The sequence below is a fragment of the Psychroserpens mesophilus genome (assembly GCF_000826645.1).
GTDB lineage: Bacteria > Bacteroidota > Bacteroidia > Flavobacteriales > Flavobacteriaceae > Psychroserpens > Psychroserpens mesophilus.
Genome location: NZ_JXJP01000003.1, coordinates 66,598 through 93,020 on the forward strand (window position 1 = coordinate 66,598; position 26,423 = coordinate 93,020).

Sequence of the window (26,423 nt, forward strand, 5' to 3'; positions counted from 1 at the left end):
GGTGTTTTCTTATTTGTGAATTAGTCTTCACTAATCATAATGGATTTAACATTCACGAATTCTTTCATTCCGAAACCACCATGTTCTCGTCCATAACCTGAATCTTTTACGCCTCCAAAAGGCATGTTAGGTTCAGCTAATCCAAACGAATTGATAAATATCATACCAGTATCAAAATAGGTTTCAGCAAGTTTAGTAGCTCGTTGTATATCTTTTGAAAAAATACCACCTCCTAATCCAAAACGGCTATCATTTGCTATTCTCATCGCATCATCATCATCTTTAGCCATGATTAAGGATGCAACTGGACCAAAAAGTTCATCATCATATGCTGGTTGTCCAGGTTTTACATCTTTTAAAACTGTTGCAGGATAATAATAACCTTCACCTTCCAAAGGTGTACCTCCACAAAGTATAGTCGCACCGTTTTTAACACTTTCTGTTACCTGATCATGCAATTTGTCTCTTAAATCTTCTCTGGCCATTGGTCCGAGATCTGTGTCTTCATTTTTAGGATTTCCTAAATTTAATTCAGACATCGCCTTAACAAAAGCTTGTTTGAATTCCTCATAGACTGATGCTACAGCTATAAATCGTTTTGCAGCAATACATGTTTCTCCATTGTTGTAGATTCTTCCCTTTACCGACTTTTCAACAGCCTCTTCAATATCAGCATCATGAAGAATTAAATAGGCATCATTGCTACCTAGTTCCAATACTGTTTTTTTAAGTTGTTCTCCTGCTTTTTTACCAATGACTTTTCCAGCACTCGGACTTCCAGTTAAGGTGACACCTCTAATTAATTTATGTTTGATGATTGCATCAGATTGGTCGTGATTAATAACCAAAACGCTAAACAATCCGTCAGGTAAGCCAGCGGCTTTAAAAATGGATTCTAATAGCTTCGCAGTTCCCGTAACATTACCTGCATGTTTTAAAAGCACACTATTTCCCGCCATGAGATTAGCTATAGCATAACGAATCACCTGATATGAAGGATAATTCCATGGTTGAATACCGTATATAATTCCGATAGGCGCATAGGTAATAATTCCTTTTCCACCATTAGATAATTGGCGTTCTTCATTTTTTAGAGTTTCCGCTGCATGTTCAGCGCAATAATTACAAATGGCTTCACAAAGGTCAACTTCCTGATTACTTTGTGAAAGCAGTTTTCCCATTTCATCAGTCATTAACTCAGCAAGTTCCGACTTGTAATTCTGAAGTTCATTACCAATGGATTTAATAATTTCTGCACGTTCTTCAAACGACGTTAAGCGCCATTTTAAAAATGCCTGATGTGATTGCTGAATTATTAATTCTACGACATCATCTGTCATATAAGAATACGTTTCCAAGGTCGTTCCATTGGAAGGATTTATAGTACTAAAGGTATCTGTTTTTGTTTGAGTTTGCATTTGTTTGGTTTTAGTTTTATTATTTCTGCTCACTAGGAACAATATATATGTCGTTTATATTCACACGTTTGGGTTGCGATAGTGCATAATAAATGGCATTGGCAATGTCCTCTGATTCCAGTGTGGTCATTTTTTGCATCTCAGACAATTTATCTTTTATATCCTCATCGGTTATGGTACTTGTAAGATTTGTGTCAACAGCACCAGGCTCGATAGAAGTTACATTTATATTATACTTTGGTGCTAACTCCTGGCGCAAACCTTCCGAGAACATTTTTACAGCAGATTTTGTTGCACAATACACTGCACCTCCAGGAAAATAGCGATGAGCGGCCATGGATGAAATATTTATGATATCACCACCATTATTTTCAATGAGTTGTGGTAAAACTGAAGACACACCGTTTAAAACACCTTTTATGTTAACATCTACCATTTGGTCCCATTCCTCTGTTTTTAGTTTCTCAACAAATGACAATGGCATCAAACCAGCATTATTAATTAGTCCGTCTACTTTTCCAAAAGTCGCCACAGATTTGGCAACAGCTTCATCAAAATCACCTTTCTTAGTCACATCGCCTGGTGTTACCAAAGCTTTTCCTCCTGCTTTTTCGATACTTGTTTTGAGCTTGTTCAATTTTTCAGTACTTCTTGACATCAATACCACATTTGCACCATGATTTGATAATTTTTTTGCAGTGGCTTCGCCAATTCCGCTTGATGCTCCAGTGATAATAAAGGTTCTGTTTTCTAAATTCATATTTTTTTTTTTTGGGTTAAACTTATTGAACTTCAATATAACTGTACAAATAAGAAGAGCTTTGCTGTTTTGTAAATGATGTTAACCCATATCATATGCATTGTGATTTTAGTTAAAACGAATGAGATCCTTAATTTGAACAGAAACCATAGTTACATAGTGAGAAATACATATCTTTGAGAAACAAAATTTAATGTATCATGAAAAATATTTTTTGCTTCTCCATAATTTTTCTAGTAGTAGTATCTTGTAAAAATGACAAAACGGTTGATCTTTCTGAAACAAGACAAGACATCAAACCAATCGTTTTTGAAGGTATTGATCCATTGATACAACCAGGTGATGATTTCTTTAATCATGTGAATAAAACTTGGATGGATGATGCTGTTATTGCAGATGATCAGGTAGGTGTTGGTGCTTATCGATTTTTAAACATTCCACAAGAAGAATTACTTAAAAATATATTGGAAGAGGTTTCTAAGGAGAGTCATCCAGAAGGTAGCATAGAGCAGAAGGTAGGCGATTTTTACGCTTCAGGAATGGATACTGTAAGCATTGATAATCGTGGCATGAAACCAATTCAGTCAATATTAGATAGAATTGACGCTATTGATAATATCGATTCAATGCTCGAGTTTGTAGCAACTCAGATGCAAACAGGAGATTATTCATTCATTAATCCATATATTTCTCCTGATCAAGAAGATAGCTCTGTAAATATGTTGCATTTTGCTCAAACGGGATTGGGTTTGCCAGATCGGGATTACTATTTTGTAGAAGACCCTTCAGTAGACCAAATTCAGAAGGCCTATAAAACCTATTTGGCAAAACTTTTTGAACTGGTTGGAGATGCTAATGTTTATGCCAAGTCAGACATAGTTTATAACATTGAAAAGCAACTTGCAGAATCTCATAAAACAAGAGTGCAACGTAGAATTATAAAGGAGAACTATCATAAAATGGCAGTTTCAGATTTACAAGTAAAGCACGCAAATATTGATTGGGTAAACATGCTTACTATTTTGGGAGCAGAGGTGGATTCAATTGATATTGCTCAGCCAGAGTATTACGACAGATTGAATAACATGCTGGTTTCGGTTCCTTTAAAAGATTGGAAGTTATTTCTTAAAGCGAATTCTATTGGTTCTCACGATAATATTCTAAGCAAGCCCTTTCAGGATGCATCCTTTGAATATTCTAAAGTATTATCTGGTCAGTCTGAGCAACAATCACGTGCAAAACAAATGGTGCGTCGTGTGGATGGTCAAATTGGATTTGCTTTGGGGCAATTATATGTAAAGCGCTATTTTAACGAAGATGCTAAAAAGCGTGCACTAGATTTGGTTAATAATTTCCAGAAGGTCTTAGAAAAACGAATCGATAATCTCGATTGGATGAGTGATAGTACCAAAGTAAAAGCGAAAGACAAACTTTATGCTATCAATAAAAAAATCGGCTATCCAGACGTTTGGAGAACTTACAATGTGTCCATTGATAGAAATACGTTTTTTGAAAACGTAGTAGCTTTACGCAGAGATGCTTATGAGTATGAATTAAAACAATTAAATCAAGCGCCTAACAGAGATGAATGGCATACAACTCCTTCAACGGTTACAGCGTATTATAATCCGTCATTAAATGAAATCGTATTTCCAGCTGGTATTTTACAATCTCCATATTTTGATTTGTATGCCGATGATGCTTTAAATTATGGAGGAATAGGAATGGTTATTGGTCACGAGTTTACCCATGCTTTTGATGATCAAGGTGCACAATACGACAAAAATGGAAATGTGACAAACTGGTGGACTGACGATGATTACACAAAATTTAAAGCTAAAACGCAACAGATTATAGAGCAGTATGATGCATTTACGGTTTTAGACAGTGTACATTTAAAAGGCGCACTAACTGTTGGTGAAAATACAGCAGATAATGGAGGCATTGCTATTGCCTTTGATGCTTTTAAAATGACAAAGCAAGGTCAAGACACTACAAAAATTGGAGGTTATACGCCAAATCAACGATTCTTTTTATCTGTTGCAAATATTTGGAAAGTAAAAATGCGTGATGAATATTTAAGAAATTATGTCGCTACTGATCCGCATTCGCCACCAATCTGGCGAGTTAACGGACCACTTATGAACTTTACACCGTTTTATGAAGCGTTTAATGTTCAGGAAGGCGAAGCAAATTATAGAAAAGAGGAGCAACGCATTAAGATCTGGTAATATAAGAATTTAACTTATAATTGCTTAAGTTTGATTACTGGCATCATCTTTGTAATTCAGTAAGTAATATAAATTTAATTACATTACAATGAGTAAAGGAACAGTAAAGTTTTTCAATGATGCCAAAGGATTTGGATTTATCACAGAAGAAGGCGTAAACAAAGATCACTTTGTGCACATTTCAGGATTAATAGATGAGATTCGTGAAGGCGATTTGGTTGAATTTGATCTTAAAGAAGGAAACAAAGGATTAAACGCAGTGAACGTAAAAGTTATTTAAAACATATACTTCTAGTTAAAAAAAAAGCTCACCAGTATTGGTGAGCTTTTTTTAATTATAAACCCTAGAAGCTAAAGTTGCATCAATTATAAAAGGATTGTCATTTCCTTGTTGAACTTTTATGGCATTATTTCTATCTATTTCATCTTGATCTACAGGGTCATTTTCATGCCATTGTAACAGCGTGGATTTCATTACATCAAAAAAAGCGTCATTAGCATAAGATAGATATGAATTTTGGTTATTGCTATTATAAATCGCATAGAAATAAAAAATAGCGCGAGCAATATCTCCCTTTTTATCCTCTCTAGGCTCAAAATCGCATTGTTGACTGGCTTGTAAGGTGGCATAGATGGCATCGTTATCTTTTTCAGAATACAAATTTATATTGGCCGTTGGAATCGTATTAAATTCCTGATTTAGATAAAACCAAGATTCTGTGTCTGGATCTACAATATCATTATACGGACAATTACTTCTGGAAGAATTTACCTCAATTCTACTAGGAAATATATTAAACATATCGCTTCGTGCTGGCTCATCAGCTGCACCCATACTTTGAGGAAATGCATGTTCAGTATTGATGCCTAGATTAAATGCATGATTACTTGGGTCTGGATCAGTACTGTAATCCATTAAAATAGTAAAATTTGAATATACACAAGATAATTCTTGAGTACTTGAATTTACGTCTATATTTCCATAGAGAACATCTCTTGCTGGACCATATCCAAGTGTTTGATTAGGCGTATAATTAGTTTGAATACAGATTAGAAACTCATTAAATGTAGTTGAAGACAAACAAACGAGCTCATTTGAATCTGTGGTAATGGCATGCCATCTTGTACCATCAAAAATATTTAAAACATTTGTATCGGTATTATAAATAATAAGTCCGGCAGACGTACTCGAAACTAAAATGTTATCTCTTTGCTCACTTGTCATTCTTGGAGGCAACATCCCTTTAGTAGTACTACTAATATCTAATGCGGATGACGTTTCGGGTGTGTTCGTTTGAATTCCAACTTGTGACCATGAACAGAGGCTAAATAGTAACACATATACTAATATGAATTGGCGAAATGACATCATTGGCTATTGGCTGTTCCTTTGGTATTTGCGTTGCCGTTTGACGTCCAAGCACCACTATTTGTACGTTCAATAGAACCATTTCCTGTGGTTGATGCTGTTTCAGACAAACCAATATCTGTACTTGTTACTCCACTAGCTGCACCATCAATGGCTGTTAAACTGCCTTCATAACTTATAAATTCAATAAGTCCTGAAGGTCCACTTAAAGCGATTCCATCTGGAGCTCCATTTTGTAAAGCAGCATCCCATACATAATAGCAATTAGATGCATCACAAGTTTGAGTAAGATTATTTAATGTTTCAGCAGCATAAGTAGATTGGTCAGAACCATTGTATAAAACAATTGTATACTGAGACAAATCACTTGGTTGATTAGAAAGGTTTTCAGTAATTCTAATTTCTACAAATTCATTAATATCAGTGCCTGAATTGTCATAATGAAACTCATTAATTCTTCCTACGTTTGACGTTATGGAAATAGGACCTTGATAACTACTTTTTGCTTCCACACCTACCAAAGCACCAGTTTGAGCAATTGGAGTTATTCCGAAGGCAAAATACTGTCCATTGTCAGTGACAAGAACCGTATAATTGATAGCATTTTCTGAAGGAATAGCAACTTCATTTGTTCCTGAAGCATCATCGGCTCGATACCATTGATAGAGTGATGTAGCTTCTAAATCTGCTTCATTATCTAAATAATTGTAATTTCCAGACAAGGTATTTCCTATACTTAAGGTTCCACTAAATCCAACATTCGTTGCATAAGGAACTGTATTGGTTGTTGGACAATAAATGTTTTCCCATCCTGTACCATTGTACACTTGCAAGCATTGTTGTGTACCATCAATTAGATAAATGAGCAATCCTATTGCAGGAGAGGTAATAGCATTCCGTTCGACTAAATTCATTCTTGGAAGTAATAATCCACCACTGGTAGAACTAATATCTAAAGCTGCTGAAGGATCTGGATCTGTTGTACCTATTCCTACCTGAGCAAATGATAGTTGACAACAAATTAAAAATAGAATGATAAACTTATTCAAAGTGTAAAATAAATTAACCTTCAAATATATGCATTAGTTATCTGTTTTTATAAAATTAAAGGCTAATCTGATATTATATTCGGTATTTTGTAACTATATAGAAAATAGGCTATTAAAGTGTAGAATTTATACTATATGTTTAAATATATAAAAGGTCATACGACGTATCGCATGACCTTCAAAAAATTATTGATTTTACTTTAGCAACCCATTAAACCAAAAGACACAACAAGCTCTTGAATAACTGGTTCTCCATCACTATTTTTTGCTGGTGACCATGTGCCTGGTAATTCGCTCATTAATTCAATCATCTTTTTATCGACTTCAGGATAACCCGAATCTCTATCTAATCTGATGTTTTTTAGAATTCCATTTTCAGAAATAGTAAAATAGAGTTTAGCAGATTTTAATTTTTCAGGATTAACACCAATCAATTCTGATTGGATTTGATCTTTAAGAAATAATTTGAGTGATTCTTTTCCTTCAGAATATCGTGCTTGTTCTTCAGGAACGATAGTATGATAAGGCGACCTGTAATTGTTAATCAATTGACCTGACGCCTTATCTTTTTCAGTGAAATCAACACGCATTACAAAACTTGAGGAATAATCAAAGTTTCGTAATATATCTAATTGTGCTTCAGTAAAATCCCTACTGTTTCCATAAGCTCTGATATGCGATTCTTCGTCATCTACTACTAGAATAACGCTGGTAGATTTGATGTTTGCCATGTTTTGAATAACCTCATCCTCAAGAAAAGCTTCAATAGATGTTATCTTACCGATTTCAGATTTTGTAATAGGACCAAATCGTGGACCAATATCATATATAAAATCACTAAAGATTTTAAATTCTTTAGTTACCATGTTTTGGTCAGTTTCAGGTATACTATTAGTAGACTTGGCTAAGAGGTCTTCTTTTGGTGAATCCCGATTTATTAGTCCGAATCCTAAAGCAGCTAATGTAATCACTAATGCGAATGCAATTAAAGTTTGTTTTTTCATATCTGTAAAGTTTTTTGATGATGACGTAAAACTATTAGAATGAAACTTTAAAATTGTCAAACAACTGTCAAAATAGTGTGAAAAGTTTACAGAATATGACTGAATTTGACTTTTATGCTCATGAATTTCAAGGCAATTTAATTTGGACAGATTTCTTTTATTACACTAATCTTGTTTAGTTTATCCCAAATAGGTTCATTGTAATTCTTAGGCGAAAACTTAAATACAATAACTGACTCCTTTGTTTGTTTACATGATATCAGATGACCTAAAAAGTTGATTTTGATAATTTTTCCTGTATGAAAACCGTCAAAAAAAGTTAGCTTTCCTGCAAATCTAAAACCGTTTGTTGTAGTCACAGGATGTGAAAATTCTGCTAATGGTATTGGGAATTCATTAGCCCAATGGTTTGGTTTCATTAATCCGTCAAAATAGTGTATTAAGTTAAACTCAAGTTCATAAAGAGGTATTTCTGAGATGGTTTTTACCTTCCAAGCCATTACCAACGACCAAAACTCTTCATGTTCTTCATTAGACCATTGTGGAGCAAAGTGCAATTCCTCAAAACCTTCTAATGTCAGTTTTGGAGCCCAATCGATGGGAAATTTAATAATTTCTTTTCCCCAAGAACTATCTACTAAGATTATGTGCAATTGATCTGTCTCCTGAGCATTGGTTATTAATGTTGCAATTAAAAACAGTGAGATAATTATTGATTTTAAAAGCTTCATTTAATTTGTATTTAGTTTTAGTAAAACTAATGTAATACGACAACTAAACTTTCAAATAATTGTCAAAGAATTGTCAAAAAAATAGATTGACACCTAAAATGGATAAAATTTTAATCACAATCGACCGGACAGAAACTTTAAAGGGACATTGTACCTTTGTGATGCAAAGAGTACTATCCTGACGTTAATAATTAATATTTAGATTTTTACAAATCTTTAATTTAAGATGTTCACCTATTTACTTGAAAGTCTTCAAAACACATTCACTATTTTTTATGTGTTTTATTACGCTACTTTAATCTATGATAACATATGAATCCTTTTGAATGTTCATAATTTAATCTTTTACCCTAATAGGCTTCAACTGAATAAGTCCAATGGCATGTAACACTTTTATAATTACATAGGTGATATCAATTTCATACCATTTCACACCAAAATTTGCTCTGCTGGCATGTTTATGATGATTATTATGATAACCTTCTCCCATCATTAAAAAATCAAAACGAAATAAGTTTTTACTCGTATTTTTCATTTGGTAATTAACATAGCCATAAATATGACCAAACCAGTTAATAATCACACCATGAATTGGTGCCATTAAAAATGTGATTGGTAATAATAACCATTGCCACCACGCAGTTGCAAAGAATACAAAAATTAAGACGTAAATAGAAATCCATAACAATCTAGAAAAACGAGAACTTGCAAACGAATCAAAGCTTTTCCATTGTGGCACATTTTTAGTAAAACGTTCGTCAATGGTTATACGTTGTTTATTGATGTCTTGATATATGGTTTTTGTTTTCCACATCATGGCAAATAGATTTGCATCGTGAGATGGTGAATGAGGATCCTTTTCTGTATCTGTATAAGCATGATGCATACGATGCATAATACCATAACCATAAGCACTTAAATAACTGGATCCTTGAAAAATCCAGGTTAGAATAAAAGTTAACCGTTCCATAGGTTTAGACATGGTGAATACCTGATGTGCTGCATATCGATGCAAAAAGAACGACTGAAAAAATAGACCTCCATACCAAAGTACAATAACGAAAACAACAATGATCATATTCATTTTTTCGCAAAGATAGACTGGTGTTTTATGCGAAACAATGAACCTGAATCAATTAATTAGGAAATAAATTATAGCGTAACTTAAATTATATGCGTTTTCTAATTCTGCTTAAAGCTTGTGCTGTCACTCCAATATAAGAGCTAATATATTTGAGAGGAATTATGTTTAAAAGCTCAGGACGCTCTTTAAATAATTTTAAATAACGTTCTTCTGCAGTAAGATTTAATAAGTATTGTTCGCGTTTTGATTTCAATAAAAAAAGACGTTCAGCCGTTAATCTACCAATAAGATTGCCTATTTGGGTAGTTTTATAAACCTCTTGTAAATCGTTATAGGAGATGCTTAAAATAGTTGTTTCAGCAAGGGCTTGAAGCTGATATGCTGAAGGCTTTTGAGTTAAGAAAGAATCATAAGCACTAACAAATTGATTTTTGAAACTAAAACCAAATGTGATTTCTTTTTCAGGATCATCTTTTGGAATATATAATCGTACGACACCAGATTCAATAAAAGAAATATGATTTTCCACCTCATTGTGTTTTAAAAAGACAGTCTTCTTCGGAATGACGCGACGATGCAATTTAGAAGTAAAAAAATCCCAATCGGTTTCTGAAATACTAGCTATTTGCTCTAAGTAGGCTTTTATTTGTTTCACAAATTTTAATGCTTTTATTGCTTTTTGAGTAAAGGTCTTAAAATTTCCCAAACCGTATTTGCAAGTATTTTATGACCTTCAACATTTGGATGTATGCCATCACTTTGATTGAGTGCTTTAATACCTCCAACGTCTTTCAGAATAAAGGGAATAAATGCCAGATTATTTTCTTTAGCTAATTCTGCGTAGATTTCTCTAAATTGACTTGTGTAATCTTGTCCCATATTAGGCGGCAACTCCATACCAGCCAGTATAATGGTTGTATCTGGACTTTTCTTTTTTACACTATCTATAATAGCTTGTAAATTTGAACGTGTTTCGGTAAGTGGTACACCACGCAAACCATCGTTGGCTCCAAGTTCTAACAAGAAAATAGAAATATCTTGATTTAAAATCCAATTGATGCGACTTTTCCCACCTGCTGAAGTTTCACCGCTTAATCCTGAATTGACAACGGTATAATTTAAACCTAAAGAATCTATCTTTTGTTGTAATAAAGCTGGATAAGCATCATTATTATCATCTAGTCCATAGCCTGCTGTAATACTATCTCCAAAGCATAAAATGGTTTTGGTTGAAGTCGTTGTAACTTCTTCAGTTTTTTGATCTGATTGTGATTCTTCAGTTTGCGCTTTGGTCTTAGTCTCACCACAGGTCATCAACAAAAATGGCAGTGAAATAATATAACAAAACTTTAAGAGTTTATGGGCAATTGATTTTAGTGAGTTTGAATTCATTTGTTTATTTTGAGCCTTCGGCATAAGCTATCATCTAAATTAAAATTAATATGTCAAAGATATTAAAGATTAATGGGCTAGAAAAGACATATTCTAGTGGTAACAAACAATTAACGGTTTTACAAAATATCACGTTTGACGTTGAAAAAGGACAAACATTTTCAATTGTCGGACCTTCGGGAAGTGGAAAAACAACCTTATTAGGGTTGTGTGCAGGTTTAGATCAACCTAACGCAGGAACTGTAGAATTATGTGGACAAGATTTAAGTGCTCTAAATGAAGATCAACGTGCACAATTGCGAAATAAGGAAGTTGGATTTATTTTTCAAAATTTTCAATTGTTACCGACATTAACAGCTCTTGAAAATGTAAGTGTACCACTTGAACTGCAAGGGGATAAAGATGCTACTATAAAAAGTAAGACCTTGTTAGAAAAAGTGGGTTTAGGAAACCGCTTTCATCACTATCCTTCACAATTATCTGGAGGTGAGCAACAACGTGTTGCCTTAGCCAGAGCCTTTGCAAATGCACCATCAATTTTGTTTGCAGATGAACCAACAGGGAATTTAGATGAGGACACTGGTGAAAAAGTAATTCAGTTATTATTTGATCTTAACAAAGAAGCTGGAACAACTTTAGTAATCATTTCTCATGATTTAGATTTAGCTAACCGAACGCAACAAATTTTACGACTTAAAGGCGGACAAATAGTAGCAAACGAATGTACAGAAAAAGTACTGTAATTCTCAATTAATAAGCACAATGAATCAACATACAACATGGCTTTTTAAGATGGCTTGGCGAGATGCTAAAGCAAGTAGAGTACGTTTACTTTTGTTTATGGCATCAATTATTTTGGGTATTGCTGCTGTTGTATCAATACAGTTGTTTAGTACTAATCTTAAAGATAATATACAACGTCAATCTAAATCCTTAATGGGAGCAGATTACATTATTGATGCCAGACAGCAACCTACAGATCGGGCTCAAACGATTATTGATTCCTTAAAGCCTGATGCTTTAGAAGTTAATTTCGTTTCTATGATAGCCTTTCCGAAGAATGGAGGCACTAAATTAGTTAAAGTACGTGGTATTGATGGTGACTTTCCGTTTTATGGCTCAATGAACACTGAACCCGTTTCTGCTGCTACAACGTATCAAGAATTAGGTGGAGCGTTAGTTGATGCGACGTTATTGCTTCAATTTAATATTCAACCAGGTGATTCTATTAAAGTAGGAGAATTGACAATGCCTGTTATTGGTGCTTTAAAATCAATTCCAGGAAGCACAGCAATCGGAACATCTGTGGCACCACCAATAGTCATTCCACATCGTTTTATCAATGCCACAGAATTATTACAATTTGGGAGTCGAAAGGAATATCAGTTTTTTTACAAAGCTTCAGATACGCTGGATTTAAATCGCTTTGAAGAAAAGATTGGTCCTATGCTGGATAAAGAAAATGCCGATCTAGACACGCACACAAGTACTAGTAAACGTTTAGGACAACGGTATGAAAATGTAGGTAAATTTTTAAATCTGGCAGCTTTTATTGCTTTGCTGTTAGGCTGTATTGGTATTGCAAGTTCTGTTCATATTTACATTAAAGAAAAACTTAAATCTATTGCTGTTTTAAAGTGTATAGGAGCTTCAAGACGACAAAGTTTTATGATTTTCTTAATTCAAATTGCAGGAATTGGTATTATTGGTGGTTTTATAGGTTCTATGATTGGTGTGGCTTTACAGGAGTTGTTTCCATATATCTTAAAAGGATTTTTACCTTTTACTGTTGAAGTTAGCATTACAGCTCAACCTATTGTTATGGGTGTTTTTCTTGGTTTATTCATGTCTGTTTTATTTGCCTCATTACCACTTCTTAGCACCTGGTATGTATCTCCATTAGAAGTGCTTAGAGTTGATGAGACTGCTTCAAAAGGCCCAAAAAAAGCACGTATAATAGTATTTTCTTTAATATTAATATTTTTGTTTTTGTTTTCGTTCTGGTTATTAGGTAGTTTTATTTATACCTTCGGTTTTGTAGTGGCAACACTTATTACATTTGCTGTATTAGCTGGTATTGCATTGCTTTTTATGAAGGTCATACGTAAGTTTTTTCCAAAGCGATTTGGATTTACTAGCCGTCAAAGTTTATTAAATTTATTCAGACCTAACAATCAAACTGTTGTTTTGGTTGTAGCCATAGGTTTAGGAACATTTTTAATTAGCACTTTATATTTTACTAAGGATATTTTGCTGGCAAAAACAGAAGTTGGTCAATCAAATACCAATGCTAATATGATTATTTTGGATGTGCAAAGTGAACAGCGTGCCACTATCGAGCAGACCATTAAAGCGAAAGGATTACCAGTACTTGATAATATTCCCTTAGTAACCATGCGTATTCATAGTTTAAAAGGTAAACTGGTTAATGAATTACGTCAAGATAGCACACGACAGGTGAGAGGTTGGCTTTTAAATCATGAGTTTAGAACAACCTATCGCAATACGCTTATTGATTCTGAAGAAGTGATAGAAGGTTCATGGATACCAGAGTTAAAATCTGAAGATTCTGTTGTTATTTCTATTTCAGACAATCTTGCTGCAGATGCGAAACTTAATGTAGGAGATGCTATGGTCTTTAATGTTCAAGGCGTACTTATGCAGACTACAGTTGGTAGCATACGCAAAGTCGATTGGACACAATTGCAACTTAATTTTTCCATACTATTTCCAAAAGGCGTTTTAGAAGATGCACCTCAGTTTAATGTGATCACTACAGCTGTACCAGATGAAGTGACTTCAGCTAATCTACAGCATGATTTAGTAGTTAAATTCCCTAATGTTACAGTCATAGATTTGAGACAGGTATATACCATTATTGAAGATATCTTAGACAAAGTATCATGGATAATCAATTTTATGGCGTTCTTTAGTATTCTTACAGGAATAATTGTATTAATTGGTTCAGTGAGAACAAGTAAATACCAGCGCATTAAAGAAAGTGTATTACTACGAACACTTGGTGCAACTAATAAACAGATATTAAAGATTTCTGCTCTTGAATACATCTTTTTAGGACTCCTCGGAAGTCTGGTCGGTATTTTACTTGCTTTAATAAGCAGCTTTTGCTTGGCGCTGTTGGTATTCAAAGAGCCATTTGTGCCATCAGCCATACCTTTTTTGGTTTTTTTGCCAGGTATTACGTTATTGGTTTTAGGTATAGGATTGAGTAATATACAAACCGTATTACGAAGTTCACCATTAGAAGTCTTAAGGCGAGAAGGCTAAGCATGTGTATTTGTTGGTAGTGAAGGTTTAAACCATCCATAATATTTTATTTACTTACAATGACTTACTATATTTGGTACTAACTCACCTTACAATAAAACATATTATTATGCTATTAATACGTTCATTGCTTTTAACTGCTCTATTTTTTTCTTTGCAAAGTATGGGCCAGAATAATGAAACTTCTCTCACGTTTTGGAACACACTGAAATCTCATTGTGGAAATGCTTATGCTGGTACACTTGAAATCCCGAAAGAAGATGAGGCTTTCGGAGGTAAAACATTAATGATGCATGTAAAGTCTTGCTCTGAGAATGAAATAAAGATTCCATTTTATGTAGGAGATGATAAATCGCGAACATGGATTTTAACTATGAATGATGGTATTATCACCTTAAAACATGACCATCGCCATAAAGATGGTACTATGGAAACTGTAAACTTTTATGGTGGAACTTCAACCAATCAAGGGAAATCAGATATTCAGTTTTTTCCAGCAGACGTACATACACAAAAAAGCATACCAGATGCAGCAACAAACGTATGGTGGATTACTATTGATGACACAACGTTTACTTATAATTTACGACGCTTAGGTACTGATCGTGTTTTTAGAGTCGTCATGGATTTAACAAAACCTATTGCGACTCCCGAAGCTCCTTGGGGCTGGAAAGATTAAGTCATATCTAGCTAAATTAAGTTTCATAACGCATATTGACTCAAACCCTTCGCTTATTGCTTGAAAGCCTACAAAAAAGAATTAGCTATGTATTTATGCGTTTTATAGCACTACCTTGTTTTATTATTAAATATGAATTTTTCTTTATGTTCATAATTTAATCGTTATTTAGCCTAAATTAACTGTCGTTTAATAAAAATGCAATTGATAGTTTCGCAATAAATTTGTTGTTAAATTCATGAAAATCATTAAATCTTGTCTTGTTTCTCTAATTTGTTTTATCTGTTTAACGACAACTATCGAATCACAGAATAGAGCGATTGATAGTCTAGAAAATGCCTTAATTATTCATAAGGAAAAAGACACAACTAGAGTTAATAATTTGGATCATTTGTCTTTTTTGTACTACAGAAAAGATATTGATAAAGCAAAAGAATACATTGAACGAGCAGATGAACTTGCAAAAGAATTGAATTATGCCAAAGGAATAGGTAATGCTACTTATATGAGAGCTGTAGTAGAAATGGTGCAATCAAATTTTGATTTGTCAATTGAATACTTTGAAGAAGCTGCTAAAATCTATGAGGAGAATAACTTAATAAAGAGCATGACAGGTTGTTATAATGGTTTAGGCATAATTTATTCTCACTTAAGTGACTATGAGCAATCAACAATGTATTACGAAAAAGCGCTTCAGTTAGAGGAGGAGGTTGGTGTAAAACGAAATATTCCGAACTATATCATCAACATTGGATCAAATCAAATGAAAACAGGTCAATATGCTGAAGCACTTACTAGTTTTGAAAAAAGCTTAGAATTGTATACTGATCTCAATCATACATTGGGAATAGCAAACAGCTTAAAAAACATGGCCTTAATTTATAAGACGCAAGGAAACTATCCCTTGTCGCTAGAATATAATAATAAAGCACTTGTCTTAGCTGAGAAAATACAAGACTCTACAGGCATCTCAAATTCTTTAAATAATATAAGTATTTTATACAAAATCCAAGGCCACTATGACAAATCTTTAGAGTTGTTAGAAAAATCGCTAACCATCCAAGAACGTCTTAAAAATAGAAGCAGAGTTGCTGGAATAAAAACTAATATTGGTTCTATTTATATAGAAAAAGAGGACAATACAACTGCCATAAAATATTTAAATGAAGCTTTGGAAATAAACAGAGAAATTTCCGATAAATCGCAACAAGCTGAGAGCCTAAATAATCTTGGTTATATTTATGTAACGCTCAAAAAATATGAAGATGCTTATAACTACTATAATGAAGCAAAAAACATCAATATAGAAATAGATAACCAAGAAGGGATAAGTTTGTCTAATTTAGGGATTGCAGATTGCTATATGGAACAAAAGAAATATGATAAAGCATTGCCTCATATATTGAGGAGCTTTGAAATTTCTAAAAAACTTGATTTATTAGACCATCAAAAAGATGCTTATAAGTTTCTTTCAATCATTTATGAAAACAATGGTGATTATAAAAACGCCTATAAAAACCATAAGCAATTCAAAATAATAAACGATAGTCTTTTTAATACAGAAAATACAGAAAAATTCACACAATTAGAATATGAGCACAAATACAAACAAGCACTCGATTCAGCTAGTATTCGAGAATTAAAACTCACAAAAACGGTTCAAGCAACGTCGCAGGATTTACAAAAATCTCAACGAAATTATTTGTGGGCTATTATTGGAGTGCTTCTAGTTTCAATACTCTTAGGTGCTATCATTTTTTATCAAAAACTAAGACATGTCAAAGCAAAGACACAAAACATCATTATGGAGCAAAAATTATTACGCTCACAAATGACACCGCATTTTATCTTTAATTCGTTATCTGTGTTACAAGGGATGATTCTGAACAAGGAAGAAAAAAAATCAGTACACTACCTTTCAAAATTCTCAAAACTTTTGCGTATTACTCTTGAAAATTCAAGGGATAAGACGGTTTCATTATCTCAGGAATTAGCAGCAGTTCAAGACTATCTTACCCTTCAGAATTTAGAAAATGAAGCCTACAAATGTACTATCTTAGTAGAAGATAGCATTGATGTCGAATTGTTTGAAGTGCCACCAATGCTTATTCAGCCCTTTGTTGAAAATGCTATAGAACATGCCTTTGTTAATCAATCGGATGATCGAAAAATAGATATTAGATTAACCTATTTAGATAAAAAGCTGGTGTGTACAATTACAGATAATGGTATTGGAATTAATTACAAATGTGAACACAAAAATAACGGTAAAAAATCGTTGGCAACGACCATTACATCAGAACGATTAAAAGTGCTCTCAAAAGACTTTAAAATGGAAGGTTCTGTAACTATTGAAGATCGACAAAAATTTAATGAAACGGGAACACGAGTAACCTTAGTGATTCCTCATAAATTAGTATTAGGATGATGAAGACATTACTGGTAGAAGATAAAGCTTACATTAGAAAAGGCCTACTTAATTTATTACAACTAGTAGAAAGTGATGTACAAGTTATAGGAGAATGTGAATCGGTAAAAGATGCTGTTATTGTTGCTAATGCTTGTCTGCCAGACCTAATTTTTCTAGATATTAATCTTACTGATGGCAATGCTTTTGATTTTTTGGAGCAAACCCAGCATCTTAATTTTAAAGTTATATTTATTACAGCTTATGAAGAATTTGCGCTTAAAGCATTAAAAATTGGAGCAGTAGATTATCTTTTAAAACCTGTAGATATCAAGGATCTCGAAGTAGCACTGCACAAAGTGTCTAAGTTACCACTAACAGAACAAAAGCAACAAATAAACGCGGTGAAGTCGGCCTGGGATAATGAAAACGCGAAACTCATATTATCACTTCATGACAGCTTTCAAGTCATTGATTTAAGTGAACTTATGTTTTGTGAATCTGATAAAGGCTATACGTCGTTTTATTGTAGTGATGGTAAAAAACATGTCGTTTCAAAAACCTTAAAGGAATTTGAAGCGCAGCTGACATTAGCTAATTTTACGCGTCCACATCAATCATATATGGTGAATCTGAAATTCATCGACAAATATGACAAATCAGGAGTGATTCATTTAAAAAATGGAAAAAAAATACCAGTATCTTCACGTAAAAAGGAACAGTTCGTATCGTCTTTATTAAAACGGAAGTCGAACTAAACCTTATATAACTCATTATATCGACATCTTTAGTTTACAAATATGTCATAAGGTATCACGCTTATTTATTTATTCCTATCATAAATAGGTTCTCTATTTCGTACTTCATTTGTTGGATATACTTTTATCAGTAAATCTACAAACATTATGAAATTAACCTACTTAAAACAAAACTACACACAACTTATACTAATAGCTTTAACGCTCACATTAGTATGCTCTTGCGGAACAGGCACAAGTAAACAATCAGCAAATGCTGAAGGATTTACAAATATAGAGCAAGAGCTAAATAGCAAATTTGGTAAAAATGCCTATTACACAGATTTAAGTATTTCTTACGATGCAACTATTGGTAATATGATTTCTGTAACGGTTACCGAAGATCCTGAATCCTTAAAAATGGAACAATGGATCAATTCTCAAGATTCGTGGGAACAGACCTCTGAAATCACTCTTGAAGTCCCACAAGGTAGCAAAGCAGCAGATTTTATGTTTCAGTTAAATGATGCTATAAGTTTGTCTCAATTGGGAGCGTTGGTAGCAAATTCCTGCGATCAATTGAAGTCTGAAAAAAACATTGAAAATCCAACACTAAGTATCGCTCATGTGAAATTTCCTAAGAATGGAGAGTTTTCCAAAGCAGAATATGCTATAAATCTTAAACCAGAAAATGGAGGTACAACCTTTAGATTCTATTATAAGCTAAATGGTGAACTTATTAAAATGGACTATTAAAAAAATAATTCAAAACAATTAATTCTAATTTAAAAACCCAATATCATGAAAAAACAACTACTTATTATTACAACATTAATAATAGCTTCAATAGGCTATTCACAATCGGTTGGAGATCTCTTTACTGAGAATTTTATAGACTATCAAGTGTCTTCTATTACTCCTTATGAGGTTAAAATTGATAACTATGATGCTAATGGAGGTGCGATTGTAAATATCCCAGCCAATGTCACAAATATGGGTACAACTTATAGTGTCACTACAATTGATCAAACTAGTTTTTTCAATAAAGGATTAACCAGTGTAACTATACCTAATACTATAACTACTATAGAAACAGCAGCTTTTACCACTAATAATTTAACTAGCATTACTATTCCAAATAGTGTTATTTCTATTGGGATCTCAAGCTTTCAAAATAATCAAATAACAGATCTTGTAATTCCGAGTAGTGTGACCAATATTGCTGAATCTGCTTTTAAAAATAACCCATTAATTACTATTAATTCATTAGCAATGACTCCACCTACTATAACTACTGGAGGTGGAGGAGATACTTTTAATAGCGACAGAAGTGGTATCGATTTAACAATACCAACTGGAACATCTGCAGCTTATGTTTCTGCGCAATGGACAGGCTTTAATTCGGTTACAGAAACAGGATCAGCACAGGTTGGAGATACTTTTGTTGACAATTTTATAACTTATGAAATTACGTCTTTAACACCTGATACGGTTGAGGCAATAGATTATGATATGGCTGGAGGTACTGTTGTTAATATACCTAGCACAGTTACTAATAGTGCTATACCTTACAATGTTGTAGGTATTGGAAATTCTGCTTTTTATAACAAAAATTTAAGTGCCATCAATTTACCTAATAGTTTAGTGAGTATTGGTGATGATGCGTTTAGACTTAATCAAATAAGCTCACTTACGATCATTCCAAATACAGTTACAAGCATTGGTGAAAGAGCATTTAGAAGTAACCAATTGACTAGTGTTATTATTCCTAATGGTGTGATATTTCTAGGGTCGCATGCTTTTGCGCAAAATCTATTAACGAGCGCTGATATTGCCGATAGTGTAACAACTATTGAAGGATATCTCTTCTGGCAAAATAGTTTTACCGATTTGTCAAATGTTATATTCCCTTTGGGAACGACTGATATTCCTGAAGGATGTTTTTATGAAAACCCGTTTACCAATGTTGTTATACCTGAAGGTATAACAAGTATTGGTGACGTTGCATTTGAAGAAAATCTAATAACCTCTGTGACTTTACCGAGTAGTCTAATTAGTATTGGTAATCAAGCCTTTAAGGATAATCAAATAACAAATATTACGATACCAAACGGTGTTATTAGTATAGGAGATTCTGCTTTTATGATTAATCAGTTAGTGAGCTTAGACATTCCAGATTCTGTAACCAATATGGGAAACAGTGCATTTAAAAACAATGTATTAACAAGTGTTGTATTAGGAAATGGAATTGCTAGCATTGGCGAGCTTTGTTTTCAAAATAATCAATTAACCAATATTGCTATGTCTGATAGTGTCACTACTATTCAAGATGGTGCATTTGAAAACAACTTACTGACTAATATTGTTATACCATCAAATGTGACTGTCATTCAAGGAAATGCGTTTATTGGCAATCCATTAACGAGTGTTACATCTGAAAACACGACACCTCCAGGTGTTGTTACGGGTTCTGAAGATACTTTTGCTGCCAATCGTGGTGGAATTGATTTAATAATTCCTACGGGAACAACCAATGATTATTTGGCAAATGGGTGGACAGGCTTTAATTCGGTTACTGAAGCAGTATTAAGTGTTTCTGATTATGGACTAGCTAATACTGTAAAAGTCTTAACAACTCCTGATGAAATAAAAATTGTTTCAAATGAAGGAGCTAAACTTAATAACTATGCTATTTACAATATCTCTGGAGCTAAAGTTGCTTCAGGTACTGAACGTGTGATATCTAAATCATTTTTAGCTGAGGGTGTTTATATTTTAAAACTTACCTTTAATAAAGGAACACTCACTAAAAAAGTTATAGTTAATTAATATGTTAGGCATTCATCCTTATAACAACACCTATCAAAGTGAAATCGATATTATGATGAATGCCATTACTAATGAATTTGAGTTGCCAATTTCTAATAAGGATAAAACGACAACTATAAAGCTTGATGCATACTGGGTAGCCATTTATAACAAAGAACTGGTTGGTACAATTGGAATTTTGAAAATTGATAATACCTATTCAGTTCTTAAAAATATGTTCGTTAAAAAAGACTATCGAGGAAGGGATTATGGTATTGCTCAAGCCTTACTAAAAACAGTATACGATTGGTGTAACAATGAAGGTATTAACTTTTTGTATTTAGGGACAATGAGCCAGTTTAAAGCAGCTCATAAATTCTACGAAAAAAGTGGATTTATGAGTGTAAATAGTGATGAACTACCTACAAATTTTATAAGGAATCCAGTCGATACTGTGTTTTATGTAAATCATCTTATATAATCAAATATGAATTTGAGGTATAGGAAAGGGCAACTCAATGATTTAGTACGCTTAAAACAATTAGCAATGTTGTCTTGGAACCGTTACGAGAAAGAATTGTCACCAAGCAACTGGAAAAAACTATCAGTAAGTTTAACTAATGATAATACGTATTTAACTCTTTTAGAAGATTCTGATTCTATGATATGTGAGACAGATGATGAAAAAATTATAGGTATGGCATTTATAGTTCCAAGTGGAAATCCAACAGAAATTTTTGATGAAACTTGGTCATATATAAGATTTGTGACAGTACATCCAGAATTTGCTGGTCAAGGTATAGGCAGGAAATTAACAGAACATTGTATAGAAATTGCAAAGCATAACAATGAAAAAAGTATTGCGTTGCATACGTCAGTTATGATGAAAGAAGCCATACACCTGTATGAGAGTTTGGGTTTTAAAGTCTTACTTGAAATTGAACCTAGACTAGGAAAACAATATTGGTTATACATTTTGCATTTATAAATATGATTACGTATCAAATAGAAAAAAACTTAGCAGCAGAAGAGTTTATTAGTGTGCTCAATAGATCAACTTTAGGTGAAAGAAGACCAGTTAAAGAGCCTGAAAGGATATTGCAAATGCTGGAACATGGTAATTTAATAATTACTGCTAGAGATCATAATAGGCTCATTGGAGTCGCAAGATCATTGACCGATTTTACATACTGCACGTATTTATCAGATTTAGCAGTTGATCTAGCGTATCAACATCAAGGAATTGGTAAAAAATTAATTAGACTTACTAAATTAGAAACATCTAAAGCAAAACTAATCTTATTAGCAGCACCAAAAGCAATAGCCTATTATCCCAAAATTGGAATGAAACAATGGGAACATTGTTATTTTATTGACAACGAAGAGGAAATTATTTCCAGTTAACATCAGACCGTGTTAAAAGTGTAACAAATTCTGAAAAACATCATCCTTAAATGAAACTCTAACCAATGAAAAATACAGTTCCTCTATTCATTTTTATACTATCAATTTTAGGATGTGATCACAAAGCGAAAAATTCAAATCAAAACATTATCTCGTCCGATATTGCTAACTTTTGGAATGCTTATGACCTGATTGTGGCTACTAATGATTCTATAATGCAATACAAATACCTTGATAGTTTGTATATCCAGAAAGGAACTTTGGGCTTAAAGGGAATTATGAAGGCTAGAAATTATTCACAACAGGATTACATTGATGCTATTAACTCGTATCCCAAATTCTGGAAATCTATTCGGGAAAACACACTTAAAACTGATGCTTATGTTTCCGAACTAAATTCTGGTATAGAAAGAATTAAAAAGGTCTATCCAGAATTAAAACCTGCTAAAATCTATTTCACCATTGGAGCGTTACGTACTCCAGGAACTACAATCGATAGCTTGGTTCTTATTGGTAGTGAATTGGCAATGACAGATGGAAACACAGTGTCTTCAGAATTTCAAGGAGATATTCAAAGAGGAAGACGTATTTATTTTGACAGTAACCCAATTGATAATTTAGTACTGTTGAATGTTCATGAATACGTCCATACACAACAAAAACCAGTTGTGAATAACCTTCTGTCATACGTTTTACACGAAGGCATAGCTGAATTTGTTTCGGTAACTGCACTCGGAGTGCCTTCATCTGCTCCAGCTATAGAATATGGCAAACAAAATGAAGCCGTAAAAACTAAATTTGAAAACGAACTATTCTTTGGGTATAACCGACATGAATGGCTATGGAGTGATTATAAAAACGAGTTTAATGTGAGAGATTTAGGCTACTATATTGGCTATCAAATTGCCGAAATAAACTATAACAAAGCTGAAGACAAACAAGCTGCAATTAAAGAAATGATAGAATTAGACTATACCAACGAATCACAGGTTGAAGATTTTGTTGATAGAACGCATTTCTTTTCTAAACCTTTAGAAGTCATGTATGAAGATTTTGATAAATCAAGACCAACAGTATTAAAAATAAAACAATTTGAAAATAACAGTACAATGGTTAATCCAGAAACTAAAGAAATCACTGTTGAGTTTTCAGAGCCTCTCAACGGACTCAATACGAGTGTGGATTTTGGTGAATTAGGTGCAGAAAGTTTTCCGAAGGTCACAGATCGATTTTGGGAGCCAGGTAATCAGGCATGGACCTTAGTTGTTAGTTTAGAACCTAACAAACACTATCAGATTTTAATTTCAAATAATTTCAGAACGGAAAAAGGTATACCGCTAAAACCTTTTCTTATTGAATTTCAAACGACTAAATAATATGACAAAAACAATGACTATTAAAAATGAATATAACTCCTTAGAAACACTTTATAATCGTCTTAAAAATGAAGCCACTAATGGATGTTATATTGATTTTGATATTTGGGACTTTAGATTAGACACCAACGGTCAATTGGAAGAATGTCTGGTACTCAAAAAAAGCAGCATGCATGCCATCAAAGTCTATTTTACAGAAGGGAATACAGCCAAATTGTCTTACATCATTCCTAACAAAATGATGAACTCATATTTTGGTAAAAGCAAGCGAATCCGACAGAATATAATTGAATTCATAGCTGAAAAATTAAAGCAGACCATGCTTGCTGGTTCGCAACAAAAAGCCTTTGACGAACTGGAAACGATTGTAAGAAAAGCAGCTCTATAATTAAATTAAGACGTATCGCTAACGGCTTGAAAAAACAGATATCTAATTATAGAAGAAATGGGAAGCCATGAAAATTCTGTTTAAATAATAGTAGCTGTTAGTTATTGTTACTTCGAATAACAAAAATAACCAAACCAATAACAATCAAAGCGACCACACCTATAATTAAAAAAATAATGGTCGTTACTGTTGAAGCCATTTCATCACTTAAAAGAGGTTTCTGAAAACTTCGATTTTTAGACTCGCTTTTTGGGATATAAATATAGTAGGCAATTATTTGTTCAACTTCTTTGATTTTTGTGTAGTAATCATCAAAATCTTCAGGGTTAACGAAACTATGTTTATTTCTGTATTCATAATTGAGATACAAAATGTCTCTTGAAGGATTCATTTTAGCCTTCATTGAAAAATCAAAACTTTTAGAATTCACACTAATATCATCTTTAGCAAGACTCCATCGCTGAGGAAGTTTAACCGTAATTTGATGCTTTTTATGTGTTGGATAATATAACGCAAATGGCGTTTTTCGTTCTTTGTCATTAGGTGAGATAAAAACATCAGAAATGCTGTAAGGAGAAAATTCTACAGTAATATTTTTATCGTCGGCAAGCATCTGTGTCCAAATATCATTGATTTTGTAGGACTCTTCAACGAGAATTTTGTTTGCTAAACTATCATCATCAAAAATAGGGTCTTTCAAGACTTCTACGCCATCGTAAAGTTTATCGTAATAGTTTTTAAAATCTTTACGCATAGAAGATAAACTACTCGATTTATAATATGATCGCATGGCATCAGCTTCGGCATCGCGATAAACCGTCATAATATTGAGCGTCCCAAATCCGCCTACAGAAGGCAAATCAAATGTATCAAATACCTCGACTAAATCTTCACTTTTAGACGTAATTTGTTCTAATGAAGTATTGCCTTTTTTTATCACTAAAGCTTTACTATAATTTGGAAATGCGACCGACTTATAACTCCCAAATTGATTGCTGATGGTTGGGTCGTAAAAAAAATTGTTATCAGTACTATCGACAACCTTTACAACAACGTGATCAAAGACCTTTGGCGATGGTAAAAATTGATGAAGTGATTCGCCATAAACAGAGTTAATGAGTACAGGATAGGCTTCAATATCCATATGTCTTAGCATGGTTACCATAAGCCAGCTTTTATCTTTGCAATCACCAAATCGCTGCTCTAATACTTTATTTGGTGAAAATGGTTTATAAGCTCCAATACCAGATTCCAGACCAAGATACCTAATATCATCTTGCACAAATTTTAATGTAGCACTAATACGTCCGCCTTCATTATCATAACTGTGTTTTATCTGATCAATTTTAGTCTTTAGTGCATGAGATGGTTTTAATTCATCTTCATAAACGGTTAGAGCCCAATTCACAACATCATTCCAAGATTTATAATCGGTAACAAATACATTTTGATAAGGTAAATACCAACTCGGCATATTATCTTCAAAAGTTGGCTTTTCAGTTAAGGTCGTTTGCCAATGATATGTGAGGTACCCATTATAAGTCCCTTTTTGGGGTTGTATATCTGAATTTATGGTTTTGTATTGCAGCGTATTTTTAGAAATGAGATAGAAGTTAATTTTACCTACAGGTTGAAAATCGTTTAGCGAAGTAGCAACTGAAAAATGTGAACCATGGATAGGATTAAATCCTTTGATGGTATAGCTTACATCCATAATATCACCATTACGAATATCGGCTAGGTTGGCGATAGCGTTGAGACTTCCGTCATAAATATAGCTCTCTGCGTTTGATTCTTGACGAATGGTCTGAAAATCGTTGACGTTAAGTTTGTTTATGATTTTACCCTCTCTAAAAACAGTAATCTTATGTAAATAAAGCTCTTGATACGTAGGATCGAAATTAATTGATACAGCTGAGCCATCTTGAACACCAACATTGTCTGTAATTTTTTGAACATATCTTATGTAACGCTCCTTTTTAGGAATGTGAATCTGCTCATCACTCAATAAGGTAAGTAAGCCATAGGAAATTTCTTTCAAATCTATATCTGGTTCTTTTTCATAGGTTTGTTGAACAACCCATTGTGGAGTTTCACTAATTTTAATTTGAGCCTGATAAATGCTAAAACTAAAAAAACAAATGATAATAAATAGATAGTGGCTGGTAGTTGTAGTCCTCATGCTCATGGATTATAAAAACAAATAAACTAAAAATATATATCATTTCTAAAGCCAAAAAGTATAAAATTCAAATACTTAGTCGCTTTCTCATTAATAATAAAAAATTAGAATACATA

The 26,423-nt window shown here is 33.2% G+C and carries 24 protein-coding genes; 14 read left to right on the forward strand and 10 right to left on the reverse strand.

What is annotated here, in order from left to right; genetic code table 11:
- Nucleotides 1-20: 20 nt before the first annotated feature.
- Nucleotides 21-1,418, reverse strand: coding sequence for an NAD-dependent succinate-semialdehyde dehydrogenase (locus TD18_RS04155; protein ID WP_040249731.1), 1,398 nt, complete (start codon nt 1,416-1,418; stop codon nt 21-23).
- 19 nt (nt 1,419-1,437) lie between these two features.
- On the reverse strand, nt 1,438-2,178 hold the full coding sequence (locus TD18_RS04160) for an SDR family oxidoreductase (RefSeq protein WP_040249734.1): 741 nt from the start codon (nt 2,176-2,178) through the stop codon (nt 1,438-1,440).
- Nucleotides 2,179-2,378: 200 nt separating this feature from the next.
- Between TD18_RS04160 and TD18_RS04165 the strand changes: the two genes are divergently transcribed.
- Complete coding sequence (locus TD18_RS04165; RefSeq protein WP_040248927.1) at nt 2,379-4,409, forward strand: M13 family metallopeptidase; 2,031 nt, start codon at nt 2,379-2,381, stop codon at nt 4,407-4,409.
- 88 nt (nt 4,410-4,497) lie between these two features.
- Nucleotides 4,498-4,689 (forward strand): cold-shock protein, encoded by a 192-nt coding sequence (locus tag TD18_RS04170; RefSeq protein ID WP_040248930.1) that lies wholly within the window; start codon nt 4,498-4,500, stop codon nt 4,687-4,689.
- A 51-nt stretch (nt 4,690-4,740) separates the two neighbouring features.
- On the opposite strand, the gene TD18_RS04175 is transcribed toward TD18_RS04170, so the two are convergent.
- The 7 genes from TD18_RS04175 to TD18_RS04205 all read right to left on the reverse strand — a co-directional run bounded on the left by TD18_RS04175 (nt 4,741) and on the right by TD18_RS04205 (nt 11,062).
- The gene (locus tag TD18_RS04175; RefSeq protein WP_084205840.1) at nt 4,741-5,781 is read right to left on the reverse strand and encodes an endonuclease; all 1,041 of its coding nucleotides are present in this window, start codon (nt 5,779-5,781) and stop codon (nt 4,741-4,743) included.
- Nucleotides 5,778-6,827, reverse strand: a complete 1,050-nt coding sequence (locus tag TD18_RS04180; protein WP_040248932.1) for a hypothetical protein — start codon at nt 6,825-6,827, stop codon at nt 5,778-5,780. The genes TD18_RS04175 and TD18_RS04180 overlap by 4 nt, the downstream gene beginning before the upstream one ends.
- A 200-nt stretch (nt 6,828-7,027) precedes the next feature.
- Nucleotides 7,028-7,831, reverse strand: a complete 804-nt coding sequence (locus TD18_RS04185) for an energy transducer TonB (protein WP_040248935.1) — start codon at nt 7,829-7,831, stop codon at nt 7,028-7,030.
- A 137-nt stretch (nt 7,832-7,968) separates the two neighbouring features.
- Nucleotides 7,969-8,562, reverse strand: coding sequence for a hypothetical protein (locus TD18_RS04190; protein WP_040248938.1), 594 nt, complete (start codon nt 8,560-8,562; stop codon nt 7,969-7,971).
- Nucleotides 8,563-8,899: 337 nt separating this feature from the next.
- Entirely contained in the window at nt 8,900-9,640 is a 741-nt protein-coding gene (locus TD18_RS04195) for an acyl-CoA desaturase (protein ID WP_040248941.1), read from the reverse strand.
- 91 nt (nt 9,641-9,731) lie between these two features.
- A complete protein-coding gene (locus TD18_RS04200) occupies nt 9,732-10,301 on the reverse strand; it encodes a Crp/Fnr family transcriptional regulator (RefSeq protein ID WP_040249738.1) in 570 nt (189 codons plus the stop codon).
- Between the two features lie 14 nt (nt 10,302-10,315).
- The gene (locus TD18_RS04205) at nt 10,316-11,062 is read right to left on the reverse strand and encodes an arylesterase (protein WP_040248944.1); all 747 of its coding nucleotides are present in this window, start codon (nt 11,060-11,062) and stop codon (nt 10,316-10,318) included.
- A 26-nt stretch (nt 11,063-11,088) separates the two neighbouring features.
- Here TD18_RS04205 and TD18_RS04210 point away from each other — a divergent pair, with 26 nt between their 5' ends.
- The 12 genes from TD18_RS04210 to TD18_RS04265 all read left to right on the forward strand — a co-directional run bounded on the left by TD18_RS04210 (nt 11,089) and on the right by TD18_RS04265 (nt 24,125).
- On the forward strand, nt 11,089-11,781 hold the full coding sequence (locus TD18_RS04210; protein WP_040248947.1) for an ABC transporter ATP-binding protein: 693 nt from the start codon (nt 11,089-11,091) through the stop codon (nt 11,779-11,781).
- Between the two features lie 49 nt (nt 11,782-11,830).
- Entirely contained in the window at nt 11,831-14,326 is a 2,496-nt protein-coding gene (locus tag TD18_RS04215) for an ABC transporter permease (protein WP_040248950.1), read from the forward strand.
- Between the two features lie 109 nt (nt 14,327-14,435).
- Nucleotides 14,436-15,005 (forward strand): hypothetical protein, encoded by a 570-nt coding sequence (locus TD18_RS04220; protein WP_040248952.1) that lies wholly within the window; start codon nt 14,436-14,438, stop codon nt 15,003-15,005.
- Nucleotides 15,006-15,243: 238 nt separating this feature from the next.
- Nucleotides 15,244-17,433, forward strand: coding sequence for a tetratricopeptide repeat-containing sensor histidine kinase (locus tag TD18_RS04225; protein WP_040248955.1), 2,190 nt, complete (start codon nt 15,244-15,246; stop codon nt 17,431-17,433).
- Nucleotides 17,430-18,170, forward strand: coding sequence for a LytR/AlgR family response regulator transcription factor (locus TD18_RS04230; RefSeq protein ID WP_040248958.1), 741 nt, complete (start codon nt 17,430-17,432; stop codon nt 18,168-18,170). The genes TD18_RS04225 and TD18_RS04230 overlap by 4 nt, the downstream gene beginning before the upstream one ends.
- Nucleotides 18,171-18,317: 147 nt before the next feature.
- Nucleotides 18,318-18,905 (forward strand): hypothetical protein, encoded by a 588-nt coding sequence (locus TD18_RS04235; protein WP_040248960.1) that lies wholly within the window; start codon nt 18,318-18,320, stop codon nt 18,903-18,905.
- 45 nt (nt 18,906-18,950) lie between these two features.
- Nucleotides 18,951-20,978, forward strand: coding sequence for a leucine-rich repeat domain-containing protein (locus TD18_RS16565; protein WP_052461037.1), 2,028 nt, complete (start codon nt 18,951-18,953; stop codon nt 20,976-20,978).
- Nucleotide 20,979: 1 nt separating this feature from the next.
- Nucleotides 20,980-21,438 (forward strand): GNAT family N-acetyltransferase, encoded by a 459-nt coding sequence (locus TD18_RS04245; protein ID WP_040248963.1) that lies wholly within the window; start codon nt 20,980-20,982, stop codon nt 21,436-21,438.
- Nucleotides 21,439-21,450: 12 nt separating this feature from the next.
- The gene (locus TD18_RS04250; protein WP_160289451.1) at nt 21,451-21,945 is read left to right on the forward strand and encodes a GNAT family N-acetyltransferase; all 495 of its coding nucleotides are present in this window, start codon (nt 21,451-21,453) and stop codon (nt 21,943-21,945) included.
- A 2-nt stretch (nt 21,946-21,947) separates the two neighbouring features.
- Nucleotides 21,948-22,361, forward strand: a complete 414-nt coding sequence (locus TD18_RS04255) for a GNAT family N-acetyltransferase (protein ID WP_040248969.1) — start codon at nt 21,948-21,950, stop codon at nt 22,359-22,361.
- A 65-nt stretch (nt 22,362-22,426) separates the two neighbouring features.
- Nucleotides 22,427-23,737: a hypothetical protein gene (locus TD18_RS04260; RefSeq protein WP_052461038.1), complete on the forward strand. Its 1,311-nt coding sequence runs from the start codon at nt 22,427-22,429 to the stop codon at nt 23,735-23,737.
- Between the two features lie 13 nt (nt 23,738-23,750).
- Entirely contained in the window at nt 23,751-24,125 is a 375-nt protein-coding gene (locus TD18_RS04265; RefSeq protein ID WP_241480639.1) for a hypothetical protein, read from the forward strand.
- A gap of 97 nt (nt 24,126-24,222) precedes the next feature.
- Here TD18_RS04265 and TD18_RS04270 read toward each other — a convergent pair whose 3' ends face one another.
- Nucleotides 24,223-26,307: a DUF3857 domain-containing transglutaminase family protein gene (locus TD18_RS04270; protein WP_040248973.1), complete on the reverse strand. Its 2,085-nt coding sequence runs from the start codon at nt 26,305-26,307 to the stop codon at nt 24,223-24,225.
- Nucleotides 26,308-26,423 lie beyond the last annotated feature (116 nt).